We start from the raw sequence: 19,329 nt of genomic DNA on the forward strand, positions 1-19,329 counted from the left end.
ATTGTGATCAACTCAATGCTCATCCTAAACCAATACACTGGACTTATACGAAAGAAAAGTTCCTGCTCCAATTTGCTCCACCAGGCCCAAAACAACTGGCCGCGTAATTATGGCGACGTGTACTTAGCTGCTTCACGGGTATGAGATAGAGTTTCAGCATTATATACACCTACCTTAACCTTACCAAGCCACACGAGAAACGGGTTAATTTCTAACGAAATTGATTCAAGGTTTCTATACGCTGCACAGAGAGAGGTTGTAGCTGTTCCGGAAAAAGGATCGAGTACACAAGTATGGACAGGAGATTCCTTTAAGATTTCTTCGACAACTTTTATAGAATATGCAGGAGTCAATCGTAACCACCCATGTCTACCTACATTCTGATTAAACTTATAAGTATAATCTACACGCTGCTTGACAATAAGTTGCTGCATTTCTTTTACCGTTTATTTTATTGAGTTGAGAGAAGGTTCTGTAATACCTGATCAATCTCTGCTTTTAGGATATTTTGATTTCGTTCAAAGAACGATGCTAAATCATAGCCGATTATGTCACGCATAAATGAGTAAATTGATACCAATGGAGATGATGTTTCTGTTATACCTGTAAGCAGAATCCATTTTTCATTTTTGTACCTGATTAAAATATCCTTGTCAATTTGAGTAGAAAATACTGCCACACAAGGCAAATAACCTTGAGTATAAGCTGTCACGGCATTTCTAATATCAGCATTTTGTCTTTTTGAATCTTTGCTTTTGTACCCTTGTCGGACTTCAAAAACAACACCTTGTATAGATTTAATAACTTGAGGTGCAATATCCAGTGATTTTGCACAATCTTCAATCCATTGAATAACCTTTCCTTTCACTTGTCTATTCTTTAATGGCTTCAGAGGTATCCTGCTGTCAAGAGATAAGGTCTGAATTTTACCACTTAATTTGGGAACATCATATGACCATTTAACATCTTCATCTGAGAGATCAAGTGTATCTTTCAGAATTCTCTTAATCCTACAACGATGCCTTTGAGCCCCAATGGGTAAGCAACATAACCGTCGGGATATTTTTCTACGATAACTTTGTATTGTCTCATAATCTACCTCCTCTCCCTCAGAATAATGATACCATACCTGGATAACTCAGGACTATGCTATTAGGGTACTTACCCCAAAAGCCCCTCTCCCCAGAGGGGCGAGGGAGAAAAACGCTGCCTTGGGTTTAATGTCCATGAGCGAGATATTCACTATTGAGCAAAGGCCTGACCTTACCCCCCTTTATGGTAATGGCATCTTCCCCAAGGGAAAAGGAGTGAACAGTTATCCCTCACAGGAGAGGATGAACTGTTTCGACAGCATCAGGATTGGAGCCGCACCCACTTTTCGGATGGGCTCTTAGTGTCGGCAAACAGGTTACGTATGGTGTTTGGTGAGGGGGAAAGCCCTACTCTACATTTGCTCCCTTTACTCATGGAGCTCATCACGGGATTGGTAGTAAGGCCCGCCACCAAGTCGAATTCCTTTATCCATGCGCTCTAATTCCTGCTTCATAGCTATCATGAAGGATTGATCTATTCCACGGGCTTCAGGAAAAATGACTTCTACCTCGACTCCATCTTTTGCCTTAACGGGCCCAAGGAGCTCGATAGTGTTTCCTCGATATGTACCTTTCACTTTGGTCAAGGAATATCACCTTTTCTCAGATGTTCCCCGTTTCTCCTGTCTCGATGAGGATGGTGAAAACAACCATCACCCCCACCCAGACTCCCCCCTCAAGGGGGAGGAGTTTTTGCGGCATCCCCTCATCGCTCCTTAAACACGGCAATGGCCAGGTCCGGGCAAACTTCAGCGCACAGGGCGCAGCCGGTGCATCGCTCAGGATGCTGAGCTTGGGCAAAGTAATATCCCTGCTGATTCAGGGCATCTCCAATGGTGATGGCCTTTTGCGGGCATTGGGACACACACAGTTCACATCCCTTGCATCTTTGCGGGTCAATTTCAATTCGTCCTGGAATTTTCCCCACCCTTTCATTATTTCTCGCCATCACCTTACCCAATCACCTTACCAAGTCACCTTATCCAACCACGTTACCACTCCATCACCGTCACATTACCAACCCCGGCATATTGCCCTCATCCCCACCGGGCGCATTGCTCTCATCTCCCTGCCTGTGCCCATGTCCACCCCCATGCTCACTCCCAGCCCCATATCTGTCCCCCTCCGCATATTGCCTTTTGGGTATCTGGAAGATGAAGCGGGAGCCTTGGTGCGGTTCGCTTTCGAGCCAGATCCTGCCACGGTGGATATCGATGAATTTTTTGGCGATACTGAGCCCCAGGCCGGTACCGCCAAGCTTTCGGGAAGCAGCCGAATCGAGCTGCCGGAACCTTTCAAAAATAACCTCCTGATCCTGCTGGCTGATGCCGATCCCCTGGTCTGATACGCAAACCTGAACACAATCATCCTGTGCTTCGAGCAGGATCAGAATCTGTGAATCCGGCTTCTCGGTAAATTTCACGGCATTGCTCACCAGATTCAGGATAACCTGTTTGATTTTCTGTCGGTCTGCCTCAATGACTTCATGGAAGTCAGAAGGAGCGAACGACAATTGAAGGTGTTTCTCCCTGGCCATGGGCAGGGAAATGAGCAAAACCTCCTCGACAACTTCTTTCAGGTCGAATTTCTCCAGTTCGATACCGACCTTACCAGCCTCGATTTTGGAAAATTCCAGAAGTTTATTGATCAGATCGAGGAGAATGTACCCGTTGCGGCTGATTCTGGTCAAACCATCGGTGGTTTCCGGCAACCGCTCTTCAGGACTCATATTCAGGAGGTAGGTGCTATATCCGATGATCGATGTCAGGGGGGTTTTTAATTCATGGCTGACCATAGCCAGAAACTCCGATTTGAGCTGATCAAGCTCGGTGAGCCGCTCGTTTTTCTCTCGCTCTCTGGCCAGCTCCAGAGCCCGTTTTTCCACCTTGCTCTCCAGTTCCCGGTTGAATTGCTCCAGTTGACGCGTGGCGGCCATAAGCTGCTGATTGTTTTCTTTCAGGACTTCCATCAGTCTGCGATTTTCCAGCGAAAGTCTCTGCTGCTCCAGAGCATTTCTGATAATCGCCCGGACTTCCCCTACCTGATAGGGTTTGGTGATATAGGCATAGGCTCCCTGGTTGAGGGCCTTGATTGCGGTTTCCAGGGAAGCATGGCCGGTCAGCATTATCGGGCATACTTCACGGTGGGCATTTTTAATGGCCTGCAAAACATCCAGGCCGCTCATATCGGGTAATTGAAGGTCGATAATGGCCACCTGGATAAGCTGGCGGGACATTTCCCGTAAGGCATCCTCTCCGGAGTGAACAACGAGCAGTTCGTATTCGTCATCAGCCAGGACATCTTTAAACGTTTCACAGAAGAGGACTTCATCATCAACGAGAAGTATCCTCATTGATCCGCAATCAGGCATGTGGAGCGTCCCTCTGAGAATCGGCTGCGGGAAGATCGATAATGAAGGCTGTAAATTCGTCGACGCGGCTTTCAACTTCGATGGTTCCCTGGTGATCCTGGATGATGCCGTAGCTGACGCTTAAACCCAGGCCGGTTCCCTGGCCGACGGGCTTGGTGGTAAAAAAGGGATCAAACAATTTATTGAAATGTTTTTCCGGGATTCCCATGCCATTGTCGAAGATCTTGATGCGGATATGCTGCGTTCCATTATGTTCAACCTTATTGACGCTGATCCGCAGGACCTTGGCATCACTGTCAGCAATGCCTGGGGATTTCTTGTTCAAGGCATATTGAGCATTATTGATAAGGTTCAGGAAAACCTGCTGGAGCCTTCCGCTGTTGGCGGCGATTTTCGGCAGGCCGGGCTCAAACTCCCTGATCACCTTGATGCCGTCGAGCTGGAGCTGATGTTCGGTAAGGGCCAGGGTCGCGCCGATGATCTCGGTGATATCCTCAAGGTGGTATTCCTGGCGGTTTTGCCGGGAAAAGGTGAGAATATCGCTGGCGATTTTTCCAATCCTGGTTCCTTCCTGCAATATCCTGTCGGCATAGTCGGCAATTTCGCTGTCCTGGTCCTTGATCTCGCTCTGGATAAGGCTGGCGAACAGGAGCATGCCATTTAAGGGATTTTTGATTTCGTGGGTGAAATTGGCCAGTAATTCTCCCATGGATGCCAGCTTCGAGGCCTGGATCAGCTGCTCCTGCAATTGCTTCTGCTCGGTAATGTCCCGGAAATTCTGGACCGCCCCGGTAATCCGTCCCTGTTTATCCCGCAGGAGCGCTGCGCTGACGCGAATCGGAATCGTGTGATGACTCCTGTTCTGAATGTAGACCTCCATATGGGAAACCGTCTCTTTAGTTTTCAGAGACTCCATCAACTGCCTGGTGTAGTCGGTGTTCTGGCTTTTAAATATCTCGGCATGATACTTGCCGATAACCTCATCAGCCCGGTAGCCGGTGATCTTTTCAGCCTGACGATTAAAGGAGGTAATACACCAGTGCTCATCAACCGTACAAAGGCCATCGGCCAGGCTCTCGATAATAGCCTCGGTACGTTCCTTCTGGTCAAACAGTTCCTGTGTCCGCTGCCGGATTTTCGACTCCAGGGCACGGTTCAGGTCATCCACCTTCATCTTGGCTTCTTTCAGGGCGGCATTGGAAACCTGAAGCTCGCGGAGCAGTTTTTTATTCTCCAGGACAAGGTGCTGTTCATCGGCAGCCCGCTTGACCGTATCTTTGAGCCCTTCCACCTGGAATGGCTTGACGATATAGGCATAGGCCCCCTGGTTCAGTGCCTTGATGGAGTTTTCAATAGTTGCGGCTGCCGTCAGCATGATCGAATAGAGATCAAGATTCATGCTGCGGATTGCCTTAAGAATTTCCAGCCCGCTGATATCCGGCAAATTGATATCGATAATTGCCACATTAAAAGAATTGTCGCGGATAGCATCAATGGCATCATTTCCATTGAGGGTAATGCTTACTCCATAACCATCGTCTTCCAGAATGTCCTTTATGGTGTAGCATACTCCGATCTCATCATCCACGATCAGAATGTTGGCTTTGGCAGACATAGTACTATCCTTTTTCTCAACCGAGTTATCAGCTTTTTACTGACCACTGTCCCCTGCTTTTACTGGCCACTGGCCACTGATCACTGACCACTGTCTTTACTGACCACTATCTTTACTCTTCTCCCTGATCTCTTCCACCAGTGAGATAATCTGCTCCGGAGGGAATGGTTTATTGACATACTGATAAATACCATAGCTCAAGGCCTCCTCAATGAGGGCCTCCGCAGAATAAGCGGTCATCAGGATAAACTCGGTTTTCCTGTCTATTTTTTTGTTTGTTTTTTGGATTTTCCTGATTGTTTCCACGCCGTTAATGCCCGGCATGATAATATCAATCAAAATAACATCAAAGAATTGCTGGTCAGTCTTTTCAATGGCACCATATCCGTCTCCAGCGGATTCAACCTCGTATCCGGCGTCCTGGAGGATATCGATCAATGTTTCTCTCATACCCGGTTGATCATCCACAACCAAGATTTTCAATGTATTGACCTCAGCAATTATTGATTATGGGCTTTGCCCTACGTCCTCCCTGATAGGGAATGATATAGTGAATGAGCTTCCCTGTCCAACCACACTCTTAACCGCAATGCTGGCCTGGTGGTTCTGGATAATCGATTTGGTAATGGTGAGTCCCAGGCCGATCCCGGTAGCCTTGGTGGTAAAGAAAGGATCGAACAGTTTTTCCAGATCAGCGGGAGAGATGCCATACCCCTGATCCGCGATTTCAACCTCGATCCTCCCCTGATTCTCCCGGGTGGCGATAAGTATTTCCCCACCTCCTTTTTGCATGGCCTGCTCAGCGTTAGTGATCAGATTGACCAGGACCTGATGCATTTGATGCTTATCGACCAGGATAAGGGGCAAACCGGGAGCAAGCTGTTGACGGGCAGAGATATTGGCCGGTAACTTAATCCGTGACAAAGATGTGTTGATCACCTGATTAATATCTTCGAGATGAAGCTCCGGCTTTCTGGTCCGGCAAAAACCCAGAAGGTCGCTGATGATTTTATTGGAGCTTTCAATTTCGTGTTCGATAATCTCGATATGTTTTTGTACTTTCGGGTCCTGGCAGTCAAGCTTGTTTTTCAGATAATAGGTCGAATTCTGGATCACCGCCAGAGGATTGCGCAGCTCATGGCTCACCGAAGATGCCAGACGCCCCAGGGCTGCCATTTTCTCGGAAAGAATCAGTTGCTCCTGAGTCTCTTTCAGTTCCCTGGTCATCCGCTTTTGCTCTGAAATGTCCCGGAATACCTCACATCCGCCCATAATTTCACCCCGTTCGTCCTTCAGAGAGGAGGCACTGGCCATAATCGGAATAGCCCTTTCGTCTTTTGTCTGAATCTGGACTTCGACGTTCAGGGTTGGCGTTCCGTTTCTGGCTGAAGCTTTGATAGCGCATCGACCTTCGCAGATATCACTTTTGAATATGTTATGGCATTTTTTACCAATAACTTCACTGCTGGTGTATCCTGTCAGGGACTCGCAGGCAGGACTGAAGTAAGTGATATTCATGCCCATGTCCACGGTAAAAACCGGATCAGCTATGGCATCGAGAATAGTTCTGCTGGTTTTGATCTGGTGCCGGAGAGAAAGAATCATCTGGTTAAAGGAATTGGCCAGGCTGCTGATTTCTCCTTTCCGTTCGATTTGCAGCAGCTCATTCAGGTTTCCGTCTGCAATCCGCTGTGCTGAATCATCCAGAAGCTTGAGAGGGCGTAAAATAGACAGAGAAATATAGGTGGCTACCGTCAGGCTGATGACTGTGGCCATGATAAAAATCGCTATCATCCACAAATTGGCAGAACGCCAGGCATATTCAGCCTCATTCCGCGAATTGGCCATGTGTTCATCATGCATCCTGACCAGTTCCTGGATATGGTTCCGGGTTGAAATAGCCAGATCATCCATTTCCTTCATCATAGCTCCGGCTACCTGCCGCTGGGTGATATCACTGGCCATGATTTTGCCTGAAAGAAACTGGATGTGGACAAAATCCTCACGGATGCGGTCGATTAAAGCTATCTCCTGAGGCCGGGATAGAGTGTAACAATGATTCAGAGCTTCGAGAACCTTTTTTTCCAGGGCCTTGGCTTTCTTATGCTCATTGATATTTCCCGTAATGAGAAAATCATTGGCAGGCATAATATAATCGGTTATGGCGGTCTGGATTTCATATATGGCTCTCTCGTGGGGAATTTCCTTGAGGATGTTTTCAAAGGCTGTGGTAACTTTAATATTCTGGCGGTAGGCAACAAGGTGGTTGACAACCATCAGAACGAGTAAGGTCAGAATGAGAGTAAACAGTCGAAGGGTAATCCCCACTCCCCTGGGACATGGTTTAAACCCCTGATCCTTTGAGAAATGGCCTTCTCCCCTTTTTCTGTGCATTGATTCCTCAAAAGTCGATAATAATTTTATTATTACGGTGCTTTATCGATGGTTCCAATATTATAACCCAATGGTACTATATATTATAACCCAATGGTACTATATTTAGCGATACAATTCAAGAGAGGGAAAAATTTCAGAAAGGAAAAAGATGCGGTCATGATCACCCGGTTTCAATCAACTCCCGCGCATGAGTGAAAGTAATATCCGAAGCAACTCCACCTCCCAGCATTCTGGCCAATTCCTCAATCCGCTGTCCGTTCTGAAGGTGCTCTACAGTTGTACTGGTACGGTGATCGGTCGTCACTTTCCTGACCACGTAGTGATGATCAGCCAGCGAGGCGATCTGGGGAGAATGGGTAATACAGAGTACCTGCTTTGCAGTTGACAGCTCCTTGAGCTTCCTGCCGACAATTCTGGAGATATCGCCGCCGATGCCGACATCCACTTCGTCGAACACCAGGACCGGCACCTCGTCTGCACTCTTCAGGCAGGCTTTGAGGGCCAGAAGAATCCGGGAAATCTCCCCTCCGGAGGCAATGCGGGCCAGAGATTTAAGCTCTTCCCCCTGGTTGGCGGAAAAAAGAAACTCGATCAGATCAATGCCTTTTGAGGTCAGCCGACAGGGGAACACAGGCAGTTGACGTGCGCCGGAAAGGGTGTCAGCTCCGGCGGCTTCCGCTTTTCCTCTCTGCTGACTCACCTGAAAACGGGCCTTGGGCAGGGAAAGATCAGCCAGTTCTTTGGTAATCCGCTGCTCAAGGCCGGAAGCTACCTTCTGCCTCTCGGCGGAGAGGTGTTCGGCCAGATCAAGAACCTGTCCTGCCAGCCGCTCGATCTGCTGGTGAACCCCTTCTATCTCATCTTCAGTCCGCTGCACCGACTGCCATTTTTCTTCCATTCCGGCTCTTGCATCCAGGATATCGGTGATCGTCTGTCCATATTTACGCTTCAGCCGCTGGATTTCCGCTGACCGTGTCTCCAGCTCATCCAGAAGATGCGGCTCAAACTCTATGCCCTGAAGGTAATCCGTACACCGGGATGATACCTCTTCCATCTGGTAGCAGACATTTTCCAGGGAATCGGCCAGGGGTGAGAAAAAATCATCTATTCTGGCCAACTGCCGCAAGGTGGCACAGATTTTGCCCATCCGCTCGTGCAGAGAACCTTCGCGTTCGTAAATTTCCTGGATAACCATCGTAAGGTCCTGAGACAGCCGCCCGGCATTCTGAAGCTGCCGCCTCCTCAGATCAAGCGTCTCCTCCTCCTCCCGGCTCAGGTTGGCCTGGTCGATTTCCTGCATCTGAAAATGCAGAAATTCAAGCTCCTGCTGATTGAGTTGCTTGCTCTTGATCAGAGCGAGCAACTGCCTGCCTTTTTCCTCATACTCCCTGTACAGGCCGGTAAACCGGTTTCGCAGCTCCTTCAGATTGCCGAAGGCATCCAGGATATCGATATGCCGATCGGGAGATAAGAGGAACTGGTGCTCATGCTGCCCGTGGATGTCCACCAGCCATCGTCCGATTTCCGCCAGGAGAGACAGGGGACAGGGCTGGTGGTTGATATAGCAGCGGTTGCTTTTCTCGGCCTGAAAGATTTTTCGCTTGATCCAGATTTCCCCCTCATCCAGAAGATCGATGCCCTTGTCCCTCAGATGCGCAAGAGCGGTGGAGCTTTCCGCTACCCTGAAAACACCCTCGACCGTAGCACTCTCTCTGCCGGACCGGATGTATTCCGTGTAGGCCCGCTCTCCCAGAAGAAGATTCAGCGCGGTGATCAGAATGGACTTTCCCGCTCCGGTCTCTCCTGAGAAAACGGAAAATCCTCCGCTCAACTCGATCAGCAGTTGATCGATAATGGCAAAGTTTTCTATCCGGAGTGTGACGATCATCGCTCCCCCCATTTCAGCTTCGTCCGAAGCACCTGATAATAGTCCTTGTTCGGGGCCTTGATCAAACGGATCTTACTGCTTCCCTTTTTGATGAGGATTTCCTCATCGCAGGAGATTTCCTTTCTGAATTCACCATCGACTGTCAGGAGAATAGTTTTTTTCGATTTTGAAGTCACCCCGATAACCTGGTTATCCGGCACAACAATGGGTCTATTGGTCAGGATATGAGGGCAGATGGGGGTTATCAGAATGGCATGCATCGAAGGGTGAAGAATCGGTCCTCCGGCAGACAGAGAATAGGCGGTCGAGCCGGTAGGGGTGCTGATGATCAGGCCGTCAGCCAGGAATTTGTTGATCCAGATTCCATCCACTCTGATGGACAGCTCAATGAGCTGGCTTTCATGGATTCCTTTCGAAAAAACAACGTCATTGAGGGCACAGGCCCTCTTTGCCTCCGGGGAATTGTCCAGAGAAAACGATGCCTCCAGCGTCATCCGCTCATCTACGGCATACGACCCCGCCCCGATGATGGCCGCAAGAGCAGGGATCAGCTCCGGAATGGTAATCTCGGTTAAAAAGCCGAGGCTTCCCAGATTGACTCCCAGGATAGGTATGCTTTTCCCTTCGATTACGTGTGCAGCCCGCAGCAGCGTTCCATCTCCTCCCAGGATGATTAAAAGGTCGATTGCAGCCGCAAGATCTGCCAGGGGCAGAACATGGGCCTTGTCAGGGAAGGATACCAATTCCGCTGCCGTGCATTCAAGGTAGGGCACAAGCTCTCTGGCCCTTATCCAGGCAAGTAATTCCGATAATACCTTGGGAGCCCGCTGCTGATCGGGCTTACAGAAAATTCCGATATTTTTTATCATGGTCGTGCTTGAGCCGTTAAAAAGATTTCTTCCCCATTTTAGCCTTTACAGCAAAAATGTCAAGGATATCAACCATCTTATGCCATTGACCGGCGCGATGACAGCAGTTTGTCTCTCACCAGGGTAAAAAAATCCAGGGCTGCTTTTTCCCGGTAATCCGGATAGGTCCAGTCGAAGAACTGCCAGCCCTTATTTCTTCGGTAGCCCAGCGTTACTTCTCCATAAATCCCGGAGCCAAGATAAATCCTGTGGCTGTAATCTTTGGTGGAAGCAAGAACGATCTTCGAGTCGCTCACGTAGCCGGGATCAATATTGATCCGCCGCGATAATCTGTCATCCCCCCGCTGTGCCCGCTCTTCTTCCAGGCGGTTTGACACAATCTTCCACCCCGGCAGATTTCCCGGATCGGACAACCTGGCAAAACTGACCCAAAGGCGAAGGATGTGCTCTCCCATTTCAGGCCGGTAATAGTCCGAATGCGAGAAGGGAATACTATCGCTGCACAGGTCAATCGGACCTAACAGCGACTCCAGGGCTGTTTTGGCCTCATCGAGCAGGGAGATATCCGCCAGCAGCAATCCGGCAAAAGGCTTTACTTTATCCGGTATCCTGATCTTACCCATGAGCTATGCGACCTATTCGCCTGGATATCGAGGGATGACTGTAGAATATAAACTCGACAACGGCGCTCGGTTCCTGATCGCAGAGATTCTGCCGGGCCAGTTTTTCCAGGGCCGAGATGAAACTGTCCCGTTTGCCGGTAACCGAGACTCCATAGTGGTCGGCCTGATATTCCAGGGAGCGGAGGTACATATTGACCAGGGGTAAAAATATCAGGGAAAACACGGTGGTAATGATAGTCAGGTAGGGCAGTCCGGCAATATCGTGGGGGCCTTGCAGGTGAAACCACACAACTCCCCTGTTCAGGCTGACGGCAACCAGGGAGAAAAGCAGGGTAATCAGCATGCTCTGAATCAGAATTCCCTTCCATAAATGGTTATAGACATGATGTCCCAGTTCATGGGCCATGATGCTTTCGATTTCGTCATGATTGTAGTTTTGCAGAAGGGTATCGGATAAGATGATCCGGCGGGTGCTGCCGATCCCTGCCAGGGCTGCATTGGCTGCCCTGGTTTTCCTGCTGAGATTCATCTCAAACACGCCATTGATGCGGGTGTGTGCCTGATCAGTCAGTTTGAGGATTCTGGCTTCAAGGTCCTTATCGTCAAGACGCTGAAACCGGAAGAAAATGGGCATCAGCACAACAGGGGCCAGCTTTGTCAGGACAATGAGGACACCGTTGATAATGACGGATGCGATCAGCCACCAGAAAGAGGGAAATCCGGCAATCAGGGCATAGATGATCTCTCCGAGCAGCAGACCAAAGCACAGGGACAGTGACAGCGATTTCAGCTCATCGATAATCCATGAGATGTGACTTTCCGATGATAAGCCATATGCATGTTCGAGGACATAGCCGGAATAATAACTCAGGGGCAGGATTATCGTCTCGATCAGCAGCAGAAAGACGAGGATATAGAAACCGTTTCCTATCCATGCAGAGGAGGAGAAACCAAATAAAAAATTTTTCAGGGATACCGACCAGCCTCGATACATGAACAAGACCAGAAAAATCATTAACCAGCCCGTTTCGGCAATTTCAACGAGGATTTTTTTCCGATTGTACTCTTTGGCTTTCCGCTCTTGAGTCAATCCTATTCACCAATCAATTGGACAATGATCTCGCGCGAACGGGGACGGTTATCAAAGTCGAGAAGAACGATCTGCTGCCAGGTGCCGAGAAAAATCCGTTTATTCTCAAAGGGCACGGTCAGAGAAGCACCCAGGAGGGCTGCACGGACATGGGCATATCCGTTTCCATCTCCCCAGCGGGCATCGTGATCGTAGTGCAGGGATACGGGCACAAGCCGTTCGATGGCCGCGGCCAGATCATTGATCGCCCCCGATTCATATTCAATCGTCGTAATGCCTGCGGTTGAGCCGGCTACAAAAACGGTGGCTATTCCGGAAGACAATCCGGAGTCGAGGATTTGTCTTTTAACCTGCTGGGTGATGTCTAAAATCTGAGTATTTCCCCTTGTTTCAAGGGCAAAACTTTTGGTGATAACAGGCATGCTCGCTTTCCCTCCGTATTTGGTATAACATGTTAAAAACATGTAAATATAACATCTTTTCCCGGTAAAGTCAATAATTTGGGTCGGGAAGAATACCTTCAGGAAAGCCGGGTGGAGCCAGGGGAATATCCTGATTCCATGCTGGAATTGATACCGATAAATAGTACAGGCGGGGAGTTTTTTGAAAATTTTTCCTTGATTAAAAATACGGAAGGTAATAAAATGAATTATTATCTATGACTCTGCATGCAAGATTACGTGCCGGTCTATTATACATTCTCTTATAGGTTATTGATTATCGCTGCATCCTTAGGGGGTTTTATGAAAAGGCTTAAATTGGCTTCAATATTTCTGGTTTTGATATTCGTTGCTTCCTGCTCATTAGGGAAAAAATATCTGTCCCCCAAGGGACCGGATTCCACTGCACCGGAACAAAACATCAGGCAGAATGAAAGTCCGCAGAAGTCCTGGGAAAGCGATTCGGAATCATATCTTCGGGCTGGAATCCAAAAGCTGCAAAATCAAGCGTATGAGGCTGCCATCCAGGAATTCAAAAAAGCCCTGATCCTGGACCCTCATCGGGCCGACGCTTACTATTATCTCGCCCTGGCAGAGCATAAAAGCGGGCATCTCGATGATGCGGTCGAGGGGTATCGGGCAGCTCTGAAAGCCAATCCTGAGCTTTACGAGGCGATTTTTAACCTGGCAGTCATCTATAGCCTGCAAAGAAAGCATGATCTTGCTCTGGAGCAGTATTATCAAGGACTGAACATTTTCCCCGATGATCCCGAGCTTCACTATAATATGGGCCTCTGCCTCGATCAAATGGGCAAAACGGACAAGGCTGCCCTTGAATACCAGAAAGCCTGTCAGCTCGGTCCGCGGATGACAGATGCGTATCTGCAATTAGCCGGACTGTATGAGCGGCAGGGAAAGGTGCCCGAAGCTATCGCTGAATATCAGAAGGCTCTCAAGATATCTCCCGGCAATGAGGTGGCCCAGAAGAATCTTGCCGTACTTTCTTCCCGGGAGAGTGAAGGCGAAAAAACCGCACAGGCACAACCTGCTGCCGGTGAGCCGGAGGACAGCCAGCCCCAGGAAGGCAGCATGTTCAGCAAGTTAATGTTCTATCCCCAAAAGCTGTACCGGTCCATCAGGGGTGACGGCAGGGGGAAGGATGATAAAGGCGCTGATGAAGAAAGACTGAATATGCCGCAGGAGGCAGGGCATCCCGGCATCAAGAAAAGCTTCAATCTGGGCATTAATAATAAGCTGGTTACCCAAAAGAAAGTTGTCTTTACCAATAATGTCGGCGATAACACCATGAAATCCAAAAGGACCATCGCTCAGCTCGGATATACGCCCGGTTTGTTGAAAAATACCTGTCTCTACCTTAATCTCGGATCGATCAGTATGGGCTTCGATCAAGCTCTCGACCTGAATCCGCAGGTTAAGTTCGAAAAGGCCGTGGCCTTCGCATATGGTGCCGGAATCTCTTCCCATGTTTACAACGTCCCCGAATCCCCCCTGGGAATCAAAGTCAATCTGGACCTCTTGCACTACTCTCCCAAGGGAAATGATAATGAGGCGGATACCAGCCTTTCCGCTGCGGCTGAAGTAACCGAGTATCAACTGGCTGCCGATACTGTCTATCAGGGGTTTCGGAAATTCTCTCCGTACCTGGGTCTTTTATATGCCAAGTCATCGGGAAGTCTTGATTTTTCCGATTCCACCGGAGACATCAGTTTTGATGAAAAAGATCAATTCGGATTCAGGATCGGGACTGGTTACGATTGGCGGGAAAATATCAAATTAACCGCCGAGTGCCGGCTCCTTGATGAAAGCGCTTTGTCGTTGTTGATTAATTATGCCTTTTGAAGTGACTGGATATAAACTTGCCCCACGATTGAACCTTGGCGGTACCAGGGATTTTTAGATTTAAATCTGGTAGCACCACAGGCATTTTTACATACCGGCTAATTATCATACACTGCGGCGGCAGCCGCTTTGCGTTCTGGGGGTCCGGTAGTGAAGCGAATTTAACTGCTTTTACTCTAAAAAATATTCCTGGTTTGCAGAAATCATGAGAGTCTACTCAAGAGCCAATTCATTTATCTCTTCCAGAAGATAATGTACTGCAAGAGACCGATCAAAAAGAATTGGAGAAAGTAATGCAGTGAGGCATCATTTTTGCTTTCAATAGACTATACTCATAGTAAGTACGAGACACTGGATACCCACAAACGGTTAGGAGCGGGCGAAAAAGAGGAGCAGTGCGAATGAAATATCATATTCCGGTTGACCAATTCTGTTGTGGAAAGGAAGGCTCATGCAGGGAATGCATTCACCTTTTTTGCTCAAGATTTCTCCTGACAAGTATATTTTTTTATCACTCCTGCTCCTGGGTCTTATCTTCCCTTATCCGGTCCGGGCAGCGATCTATCCGTATCCGGTTTCAGGTGCTCTCTACCCTCCCGGCGCATTTTTTTCTGTTCCCTCCGCCTATGTTCCCCGGTACCGGACTGGTGAAGTCCTGGTCAGATTCAAAGCAGGGGTCTCGCCTGCTCTCATGGGCAGTCTGAGCCGGAAATATGCCCTGAGGCAGGTTTCCAGCAGCCCATACAGCGGATTCCACCGGGTTGCGACGGCTGCTGTTGCCGGTGATCTGGTTCAGGCCCTGCGGAGAGAGCCTGGGGTTGCCCTGGCTGAAGCAAATTTTATCCGCCACGTGGAGGAGTTTGTTCCCAACGATCCGGTCTATAACCTGCAGTGGCATCTGCATGTCAATGGATTGCCGCTGGCGTGGGAGCTGTCTGCCGGGCAAAATGTCGTGGTGGCGGTACTCGATACCGGCATCGCTTACGAGAATTATCTGAAATTCGCTCAGGCTCCTGACCTGGCCAACACGAGCTTTCTCCCCGGCTGGGATTTTGTCAATAACGATGCCAATCCGGATGACGACAACCGGCACGGCACCCATATTGCCGGAATCATTGCCCAATCCACCAATAACCTCACCGGCGGGGCCGGGGTCGCTTTCCAGTGCAGCCTGATTCCGGTCAAGGTGCTGGATGCCAGCGGTGCAGGTGATGTAGCCACTATTGTTGACGGTGTTTACTATGCGGTCAATAATGGCGCACAGATCATCAATATGAGTTATGGATCGATTGCCGACCCTTCAGCCGCCGAAGAGGAGGCCATCAATTATGCCGTGAGTCAGGGGGTACTGGTAGTCTGCTCGGCAGGCAATGAGGCATCGAGCCAGCCTCATTACCCTTCCTCCTATCCTGACTCACTGTCGATAACCGCCACCCGGTTTGATAACAGCTTTGCCTCCTCGTATTCGAACTATGGACCTGACGTTGACCTGGCCGCTCCGGGCGGGGACCTTTCCCTGGATCAGGATGGGGACGGAAATCCGGACGGGATATACCAGCAGACCCATGATGGAAGAAACTTCCGGCGGTTCGACTTTTATTATGCCGAAGGGACCTCAAGCGCCTGCGCTTATGCGTCAGGAGTGGCAGCCCTGGTCCTGGCCAGAGGCGGCGGTTTGCTCTCGGCAGCTCAGGTCAGAGAGATTCTGGAAAGTACAGCTATCGACCTGGACACGCCGGGCTGGGACCAATATTATGGATGGGGCGTGCTTAACCCGCATGCCGCCTTACTGGCTGTGGATGCAGCCATCATCGCACCTGTGGCGGCAGCCCAGGGGCGGCTGTGGCCTTTTCTGGTTACTACCCCGGTTGATAATCTCATCCGAGCATACAATCCTCTCTCATCCCTGATTGGAAGCAGCACGGTCAGAGAATCGAGGGCTTCAGCAGGATATTTGCCCGCCGACCGCAGCATCTCTCCGGGCGGGTATTTCCCTCTGACCCAGGCAGCCGGTTTTCCTGCCTCCTGGCCAGGGATCCCGACATCCTTTGCCGGTGGCAGCCGAGTGACAGATACAATCTCCGGCCTGGGCTATTCACCCCTTATCGCCTCTTATTACGGTCTCCTTTGGCCGGTTGCAGTGAATATCTCTCCGGGAAAGGTTTTATTTGCACCATGATGGAATTTTCATAGTAAATCATAAAAATTTCCTAAGCCTGACGAGAATACTATCCGAAGAGAAAAGAAAGGCTCGAAGAAGAGAAGAAAATAGCTCGAAAATAAATTGGCGGTCTAAAAGCCCTTCCATCGTCCCCTGGTGGAGAGATGGGACGGGAGGTGATGGGGATTATACTTAAGACAGGATTCATGAGCCAAGTATAGCTCTTGGTAATTAACCAGGGAAAGGGGAATGATGCTATGGAAATACAACTGAGTGATGAAAATTTCCAAAAAGAGGTTCTGGAGTCGGAGCTGCCGGTCCTGGTAGATTTTTGGGCTGAGTGGTGTATGCCGTGTCGTGCCATTGCCTCTACGGTATCTCAAATCGCTGATGAGTATGCAGGAAAGTTGAAAGTGGGTAAGCTCAACATTGATGTCAATCCCAAAACGGCATCCACCTATCAGATAATGAGTATTCCAACGTTGGTGGTCTTTCAAAGCGGGGAAAAAAAAGAGCAGATTGTCGGCAATGTCCCCAAGAATTTCATTGAAGACAAGATCAAGCCATTTTTAGTATCCCGGAAATAACCCGGCATGGACCTGTAAAGCGAAGACCAATCGAATCCTTCGCTTTACAGGTTTTTCCGTCTCTCCATCCTCCCGCCTCTGAACCTGCGTAGTTACGAAAATATTTCCGTAAGGTTTTATAACTCACAGCGCCTTTTATCGATAAGGATAAAATTTCGGTAACAGAATGCGGGTAGATGCGATCCTGGTTTCCTTTTCTGGCTTTCCACTGCGTAATGCGTATGCGAGTGCTGTAATCCCACTTTGTCGTTGACCCATCTTACAGTTTCTGGTTGAAGGAAAAGACCCCATAAGCGGTATATTGATCATAACTGCTTTATCCGCAGGATCAATATTACCCCAGCCTGAAAAGCCTGAAGGAGGTGATAACGAGAGCTTAATTGGAGAGAATGATACCGCGGGAAAGTTGTGAGGTTCAAGATGTTATTATATTTTTCAAAATGAAGGGAGTAATTCGGGTATGAGGTTTTTGAGAGAGAAAGCTGGTTGCGTAGTATTTCTGGTATTGGTTCTATCGGTAGCTTTATATGGCTCAAGTGCACAGGCTTACTATGGCGGTCTGTATGGTTACGGTATTGGCAGTATTACCGGCAGTGGCTCCAGTCTGGGAAGTGTATACTACAGCGGTCTGGGAAGCGCATATGGCGGACTGTATGGCGGCCTCTACGGCGGGCTCGGCCTCTATGGCGGGCTGTATGGTCTGTATGGCAGCAGCTTGTATGGCGGACTGTATGGCGGCCTCTACGGCGGGCTCGGCCTCTATGGCGGGCTCTACGGCCTCTATGGCGGACTGTATGGTCTGTATGGCAGCAGCTTGTATGGCGGGCTGTACGGCGGCCTCTATGGTGGTCTGTATGGTGGTCTGTATGGGGGGCTACTGGGTAGATATAGTTTGAGTGAAAGTGTTGATCCCCTGGCCAGAGAGGCTCAGGTGCTTCTCCTGACATCGGGGACGACCCTGCCTGCTACCTCGACTACGGCCACTGCTCCCGTACCAACTGTCCCGGCATTGCCAAATCCCACCGGAACCTGGAGTGGCACATGGCTGAGCTACATTACGCTGAAGGGCGGCATCGCCAATTTCGTTCTTACCTATAATCCCCTGACCTTGACCGTTTCCGGAACAGCAGGCCTTCTGCTGAACAAGCTGATTCCTGTTCCCATTCCTGTCTCCGGTTTAAACAGTGCAACCGGTTTCACTCTGAGCGGCAGTTATTTTGATCCTCTCAGTCTGGTAACGTATTATGCAGATTATACCTGCACTCTGGTTTCCCCGTCTTTTCTCACGGGAACGTATTTGATTCATGATGCCCTGTATCTCAAGAGCGATGCAGGCGAATTTAACCTGAGCCTGGTCATCTGAGTCTTGATAAGGACCTTTCGGTGAGGGCGATTGAAATTAGAGAGGAGGGGGTTGGTTATTTGGCAGCAGATTCAGGTAAACCACTACTTCAGGTATCTTTCGTGGCTCCAGGCCAAAGGTGCTCATTACGTTTTTAAAGCCGGTTAAAGGTTTAACAGCCGCTGCGCTGTTTCCTTGAAGGAGGATGGAGCTGAACAGTGAACATTCATTGCCCATCCCCCGCTATCCGGAAAGGGAGGTATTAACCATGAGGTTCACGAGAGCAAAACTAGTTTTTGTGGTTTCCCTGCTTTTAGCAGTGTCTTTGGTCATGTATAGCCAAAATGCCCCAGCATATTACGGCGGTCTTACCGCTGGTATTCCAGGAAGCGGCCTTTACGGCCTCTATGGCTTATTTGGTGGTGAATTCAGTCCATACGGTCCATATTATGGCCTTTATGGTGGTCTGGCCGGTTTATATGGGCTGGGGGGGGCAGGCTTTACTCCGGGTGCCGGACAACTGATCCGGCAGGCTCAGGCACCCCTGACAACCACGACTACTCTGGTCCCTGTTTTACCAAATCCCACGGGAAGCTGGAGCGGCACGTGGGTAAGTTATGTCAGCCTGAAGAGCGGAGTGGCTGATTTTCAACTGCTTTACACTCCGGGAACATTGGTTGTATCAGGAACAGCAGGGCTCCTCTTAAATAAGCTTGTTCCAGTTCCGATCAGTGTATCCGGCCTGAACAGTGCTACCGGATTTACCCTGACCGGCACCTATTTTGATCTGAACGCCCTTGTCAACTATACGGTGGATTATACCTGCACGCTGTCTTCTCCAAGCTTTATCACGGGAACCTACATCATTCATGATCCCCTGTATCTGCAAGTCGATACCGGCACCGTGGGGCTGACACTGGCCAATCCCATACCGATCATCGTCTGATCGAAAGCCCTCTCTTGAAAATTTATCCGTACGTTGCGTCATGACCGGA

General features: G+C 49.3%; 17 protein-coding genes and 1 pseudogene. 5 read left to right on the top strand and 13 right to left on the bottom strand.

Translation table 11 applies throughout. The features are described from left to right. Positions 1–451: 451 nt before the first annotated feature. From AB1611_09405 to AB1611_09465, 13 genes and pseudogenes are all read right to left on the bottom strand, one after another. Positions 452–868: a hypothetical protein gene (locus tag AB1611_09405; GenBank protein ID MEW6379811.1), complete on the bottom strand. Its 417-nt coding sequence runs from the start codon at positions 866–868 to the stop codon at positions 452–454. Between the two features lie 140 nt (positions 869–1,008). Continuing rightward, positions 1,009–1,092, bottom strand: a pseudogene (locus tag AB1611_09410) (type II toxin-antitoxin system HicB family antitoxin). Between the two features lie 367 nt (positions 1,093–1,459). Further along, the gene (locus tag AB1611_09415; protein MEW6379812.1) at positions 1,460–1,678 is read right to left on the bottom strand and encodes a hypothetical protein; all 219 of its coding nucleotides are present in this window, start codon (positions 1,676–1,678) and stop codon (positions 1,460–1,462) included. Between the two features lie 119 nt (positions 1,679–1,797). Beyond that, complete coding sequence (locus tag AB1611_09420; GenBank protein MEW6379813.1) at positions 1,798–2,040, bottom strand: 4Fe-4S binding protein; 243 nt, start codon at positions 2,038–2,040, stop codon at positions 1,798–1,800. A gap of 60 nt (positions 2,041–2,100) precedes the next feature. Further along, positions 2,101–3,444, bottom strand: coding sequence for an ATP-binding protein (locus AB1611_09425; protein ID MEW6379814.1), 1,344 nt, complete (start codon positions 3,442–3,444; stop codon positions 2,101–2,103). 10 nt (positions 3,445–3,454) lie between these two features. Continuing rightward, entirely contained in the window at positions 3,455–5,077 is a 1,623-nt protein-coding gene (locus AB1611_09430; GenBank protein MEW6379815.1) for a PAS domain S-box protein, read from the bottom strand. A gap of 96 nt (positions 5,078–5,173) precedes the next feature. Beyond that, a complete protein-coding gene (locus tag AB1611_09435; protein ID MEW6379816.1) occupies positions 5,174–5,545 on the bottom strand; it encodes a response regulator in 372 nt (123 codons plus the stop codon). A 39-nt stretch (positions 5,546–5,584) separates the two neighbouring features. Continuing rightward, a complete protein-coding gene (locus AB1611_09440; protein ID MEW6379817.1) occupies positions 5,585–7,471 on the bottom strand; it encodes an ATP-binding protein in 1,887 nt (628 codons plus the stop codon). Between the two features lie 163 nt (positions 7,472–7,634). After that, positions 7,635–9,362 (bottom strand): DNA repair protein RecN, encoded by a 1,728-nt coding sequence (gene recN, locus AB1611_09445; GenBank protein MEW6379818.1) that lies wholly within the window; start codon positions 9,360–9,362, stop codon positions 7,635–7,637. Beyond that, positions 9,359–10,231, bottom strand: a complete 873-nt coding sequence (locus AB1611_09450) for an NAD(+)/NADH kinase (GenBank protein MEW6379819.1) — start codon at positions 10,229–10,231, stop codon at positions 9,359–9,361. Before AB1611_09450 ends, recN begins: the two co-directional genes overlap by 4 nt. A gap of 77 nt (positions 10,232–10,308) precedes the next feature. Beyond that, on the bottom strand, positions 10,309–10,854 hold the full coding sequence (locus tag AB1611_09455) for a DUF4416 family protein (protein MEW6379820.1): 546 nt from the start codon (positions 10,852–10,854) through the stop codon (positions 10,309–10,311). Then, positions 10,847–11,944 (bottom strand): M48 family metallopeptidase, encoded by a 1,098-nt coding sequence (locus tag AB1611_09460; GenBank protein MEW6379821.1) that lies wholly within the window; start codon positions 11,942–11,944, stop codon positions 10,847–10,849. The genes AB1611_09455 and AB1611_09460 overlap by 8 nt, the downstream gene beginning before the upstream one ends. Positions 11,945–11,946: 2 nt before the next feature. After that, positions 11,947–12,366, bottom strand: coding sequence for a secondary thiamine-phosphate synthase enzyme YjbQ (locus AB1611_09465; GenBank protein ID MEW6379822.1), 420 nt, complete (start codon positions 12,364–12,366; stop codon positions 11,947–11,949). A gap of 321 nt (positions 12,367–12,687) precedes the next feature. On the opposite strand from AB1611_09465, the gene AB1611_09470 reads away from it, so the two are divergent. The 5 genes from AB1611_09470 to AB1611_09490 all read left to right on the top strand — a co-directional run bounded on the left by AB1611_09470 (position 12,688) and on the right by AB1611_09490 (position 19,280). Beyond that, the gene (locus AB1611_09470; protein ID MEW6379823.1) at positions 12,688–14,244 is read left to right on the top strand and encodes a tetratricopeptide repeat protein; all 1,557 of its coding nucleotides are present in this window, start codon (positions 12,688–12,690) and stop codon (positions 14,242–14,244) included. A 460-nt stretch (positions 14,245–14,704) separates the two neighbouring features. Continuing rightward, on the top strand, positions 14,705–16,423 hold the full coding sequence (locus AB1611_09475) for a S8 family serine peptidase (protein MEW6379824.1): 1,719 nt from the start codon (positions 14,705–14,707) through the stop codon (positions 16,421–16,423). A gap of 239 nt (positions 16,424–16,662) precedes the next feature. After that, positions 16,663–16,992, top strand: coding sequence for a thioredoxin (trxA, locus tag AB1611_09480; protein MEW6379825.1), 330 nt, complete (start codon positions 16,663–16,665; stop codon positions 16,990–16,992). Between the two features lie 460 nt (positions 16,993–17,452). Continuing rightward, positions 17,453–18,355 carry a hypothetical protein gene (locus AB1611_09485; protein ID MEW6379826.1) on the top strand — a complete coding sequence of 301 codons (903 nt, stop codon included), beginning with the start codon at positions 17,453–17,455 and terminating at the stop codon, positions 18,353–18,355. A 247-nt stretch (positions 18,356–18,602) separates the two neighbouring features. Beyond that, positions 18,603–19,280 (top strand): hypothetical protein, encoded by a 678-nt coding sequence (locus AB1611_09490; protein MEW6379827.1) that lies wholly within the window; start codon positions 18,603–18,605, stop codon positions 19,278–19,280. The last annotated feature ends 49 nt before the right edge of the window (positions 19,281–19,329 follow it).

Source organism: bacterium (assembly GCA_040755755.1).
Lineage (GTDB): Bacteria > SZUA-182 > SZUA-182 > DTGQ01 > DTGQ01 > DTGQ01.